Source organism: Pedobacter agri PB92, from assembly GCF_000258495.1.
GTDB lineage: Bacteria > Bacteroidota > Bacteroidia > Sphingobacteriales > Sphingobacteriaceae > Pedobacter > Pedobacter agri.
Genome location: NZ_AJLG01000277.1, coordinates 1 through 4,250, shown reverse-complemented (window position 1 = coordinate 4,250; position 4,250 = coordinate 1). Strand labels below are relative to the sequence as shown.

The following is a 4,250-nucleotide window of genomic DNA, read 5'->3' as shown; positions in this document are numbered from 1 at the left end:
ACGTACACACTGGTTGAAAGTTTGGGTGCACACGCTATTTGCATATTGAAAGGCCAAAGCACTAAAAATCGTTCTACTAAAATCCAGCCTAACAAATTTTTCGGAATGCAATGTCAAAGCCAACGCAGTTCCTTTAATAGAAAAATTTTAAGCTGGGAGTTTTGTTTCTTTTGCGGTCAAAAGAAAAGAGCCCGTCTGGCTAAGACAAAAAAATAAATGGTTGTAAAATACCGAGCTATTAAGAATAAAATTATGTATTTCAAATCAACTTTTTTTGAAGATTACCAATTACAAGATAAACGTGTAACCTTGGGGCGCACAATAACGGAAACCGATTTTGTCGTTCACGCAGGTCATACAGGTGATTTCTTTCCGCACCACATGGATGCAGAATGGTGTGCAACGCAACCTTTTAAACAACGTATTGCCCATGGAACAATGATTTTTAGCATTGGCATCGGTTTGACGGCATCAGAAATTAATCCTGAAGCCATGTCTAAAGGATATGATAAACTACGTTTCGTAAAACCTGTTTTTATTGGCGATACCATTCATTCTGAAATCACAATTTCGGAAAAAGGAGAAAGCAAAAGACCTGAATACGGAACGGTTACTGAACACGTAGAAATCATTAACCAACACGGAGAGGTTGTGTTAGTCTGCGACCATTTGCTTGTAGTTAAGAAGAAATAGTTCTAGTCGAGATGCATAATTAAACTAATGACTTAGATTATTAGATAATACATCGCTAACTAATGACTAGTGAACTATTGAACAAATAAACCACTGAACCAAAATAAACCAAATATAATGAACCACAATACACAACCCGAAATCGTTACTGAAGGCGACCCATCATCAGGAAAGAAATATTTATTGCCATTTATATTGGTCGTGAGCTTGTTTTTCTTGTGGGGAATGGCACATAATTTAGATTCAATTTTAATTCCACATTTGAAGAAAGCATGTAACCTAAGCAATAGTCAATCAACATTAATTGATACTTCTGTTTTCTTTGCATATTTCTTAATGGCGATACCAGCTGGTATGATTTTAAAAAAGTGGGGCTATAAAGCCACCATGATTTCTGGGTTGCTGGCTTTTGCCTTTGGTGCTTTTCTTTTTGTTCCTGCAGCAAATAATCTCTCCTATATCACCTTTTTAATTGCACTTTTTATCATTGGCTGTGGATTAACCATGCTTGAAACCTCCGCTAATCCATATGCTGCAGTTTTAGGTAATCCATCGAAAGCTACTAGCCGATTAAATTTGGCAGCTTCGTTCAATGGTTTGGCCGCAATGGTGGCGCCATTAATTGGTGGCCTGTTTATTCTTTCAGGAAAATCACATACGAAAGAAGAGCTCGCAGCGATGACAGAAGCCAGCCGAAACAATTATTTCCTTGAAGAGGCAGCATCTGTTAAAACCCCATACATCACCCTTGGAATAATTTTGCTGGTTATTGCGGTGATATTCTATTTCATTCATCTGCCAGAAATCAAAACTAAAAGCGTTGATGGCGAGGCAAAAGGAAGTTTTTTTGGCGCATTACGCCACAAGCACTTAAGGTGGGCTGTAATTGCTCAGTTTTTCTATGTTGGTGCACAGGTTTGTGTAACCAGTTTTTTTATCCGGATGGCGCAGCAAGGAGGAGGTTTCGATGAGAAAACAGCTGCATCATATTTGGCTATTTACGGTTTGTTGTTCACAGTTGGCCGTTTTGCGGGCACAGCACTTTTACAGTTTATCGCATCAAACAAATTATTGGCTATATACGCGGTCATTTCAGTCTTGTTAAGTATCGTTGCCATTACTGGAAGTGGTGTAATCATCGTTTATGCGCTTGGTGGATTAGGTTTCTTCATGTCAATCATGTTCCCAACAATTTTTGCATTAGGAATAGACGGCATTGGAGAAGACACCAAACCAGGCTCTTCATGGTTAATTATGTCGATTGTAGGCGGTGCAATATTACCCTTTGGAATGGGCTCGCTAATCGATATTTATGGAGATAACATCCAAATCGGCTATAGCATCCCTTTGGTTTGTTATTTAATTATTTTGTATTTCGGGTTGCGAGGTTATAAAATAGCTCATAAATAAATCACAAATCGTCATTGCGAGGTACGAAGCAATCTTACAACTCTAGTTTATAGCGAGTACTTTAGGATTGCTTCGTACCTCGCAATGAAGAAAAAAAATAATAATGAAACCAATACTTAAAAAAATCTTCTTGTTCTTTCTACTTTGTGCTTTCAGCTTTACGCTTAATGCGCAACAGAACGAAAATTCAAAACCATGGGTATTTTGGTATTGGGTAAAGGGTGCGGTTTCTAAAGCAGGCATCACAGCCGATTTAGAAGCCATGAAAACGAATGGAATTGCAGGTGCTTATTTAATGAGTATTCAAGGGCCAGATAAAACCCCAGTTTATGCTCCTCCAGCAATTCAATTAACACCAGAATGGTGGAAGTTGGTAGAGTTTGCCATGGATGAAGCCAAACGTTTGAACCTGAAAATCGGGATGCATGTAAGCGATGGTTTTGCGCTTGCAGGTGGGCCTTGGATTACGCCCGAACTCTCTATGCAAAAAGTAGTTTGGTCTAAGTTAAATGTCAATCATTCAAGTGGTAAGATTAATTTACCTAAACCAGAGCATCAAGAAAATTATTATCAAGATATAGCGGTATACGCTTATCCATCGCCTGTTGATGTTAATGTTTCAACAAGAACAATTGTACCCAAAATTACTGCGAGTAACGGTGCTGATGCCACAGGTTTGGTTCAGGTTGGGAATAAAAAAAGCTTTGGTTCAAATGAACCTTGCTACGTTCAATACGAGTTTGAAAAACCTTTTACTTGCCGCACAATAACCATCAAAATCAGTGGCAATAATTACCAGGCACAAAGATTGGCTATCGAAGTGAGTGATGACGGCAAAAACTTTCGATCTATTGGAAGATTAGAAGCGCCACGCCACGGATGGCAAGATACCGATGAAGATGTGACGCATTCTATCGTGCCGACAACCGCGAAATATTTCAGGTTTATTTATGATAAAAAGGGTTCTGAACCCGGTGCAGAAGATTTAGATGCTGCAAAGTGGAAGCCATCACTGAAACTGGTTAATCTCGAGTTATCTGGAGAGGCACAAATCAATCAGTTTGAGGGTAAAAATGGTTCGGTCTGGAGAATAAGCAAAAGAAGTACAGACGAGCAAATCGCTAAAAATCTATGTGTTCCGTTAAATAAAATCATTAACCTAACAGATAAATTAAATCCTGATGGAACTTTGAATTGGAAAGCCCCAAAAGGAAACTGGACAATTTTAAGAGTCGGACATACATCAACAGGGCATACCAATGCTACAGCTGGCGGAGGTAAAGGACTAGAATGCGATAAATTTAATCCTGCGGCAGTTAAATTGCAATTTGATAGTTGGTATGGTGAAGCACTTAAACACGGTGGACCAGAAATTGCGAAAAAAGTTTTAAGTGCTTTCCATGTCGATAGCTGGGAATGCGGTAGTCAGAATTGGTCGCCTTTATTTAAAGCTGAGTTTTTAAAACGCAGAGGTTATGATTTAACGCCTTACCTGCCAATTATGACTGGATTACCTGTAGAAAGCGTACAAGTATCTGAGGGTTTCTTGTATGATGTAAGAAAGACCATTTCAGAATTGGTTATTGACCAGTTTTATAAAACTTTGGCTGCTTTGGCAAAGGAGCGAGGTGTAACCTTTACTGCTGAAAGTATTGCACCAACCATGATCAGCGATGGTTTAATGCATTATAAAACTGTTGATGTTCCAATGGGTGAGTTTTGGTTAAATAGCCCGACGCATGATAAACCTAACGATATGCTCGATGCCATTTCTGGTGCACACATTTATGGTAAAAACATCATTCAGGCAGAAGCTTTTACGACTGTTCGTATGGATTGGAATGAAAGTCCGGCGAATATGAAAACCTTACAGGATAGAAATTATGCACTCGGAATTAACAAATTGGTTTATCATGTTTTTGTTCAAAATCCGTTCACAGATAGAAAGCCGGGCGTAACTTTAGATGGTGTGGGTTTGTATTTTCAACGCGACCAAACCTGGTGGAAACTCGGTAAAGCTTGGGTAGATTACGCAGAGCGAACACAAAATCTTCTACAAAAAGGCAAACCAGTGGTTGATATTGCCGTTTTTACGGGCGAGGAATTACCCCGTCGTTCGGTGTTGCCAGACAGACTAGTGGAGACTT

At 39.2% G+C, this 4,250-nt stretch carries 3 protein-coding genes; all 3 read left to right on the top strand.

Annotation, left to right across the window (positions count from 1 at the left end):
* Positions 1–252: 252 nt before the first annotated feature.
* Positions 253–693 (top strand): MaoC/PaaZ C-terminal domain-containing protein, encoded by a 441-nt coding sequence (locus ON09_RS22920; RefSeq protein WP_010603407.1) that lies wholly within the window; start codon positions 253–255, stop codon positions 691–693.
* Between the two features lie 117 nt (positions 694–810).
* Positions 811–2,103: an L-fucose:H+ symporter permease gene (fucP, locus tag ON09_RS22915; RefSeq protein ID WP_010603406.1), complete on the top strand. Its 1,293-nt coding sequence runs from the start codon at positions 811–813 to the stop codon at positions 2,101–2,103.
* Positions 2,104–2,206: 103 nt separating this feature from the next.
* On the top strand, positions 2,207–4,250 hold a 2,044-nt coding region (locus ON09_RS22910; protein WP_010603405.1), incomplete at its 3' end, for a glycosyl hydrolase.

Coding starts and splice junctions, on each gene's coding strand:
- ON09_RS22920 (WP_010603407.1), top strand. CDS start 253: ATGTATTTCAAATCAACTTTTTTTGAAGATTACCAATTACAAGATAAA.
- fucP (WP_010603406.1), top strand. CDS start 811: ATGAACCACAATACACAACCCGAAATCGTTACTGAAGGCGACCCATCA.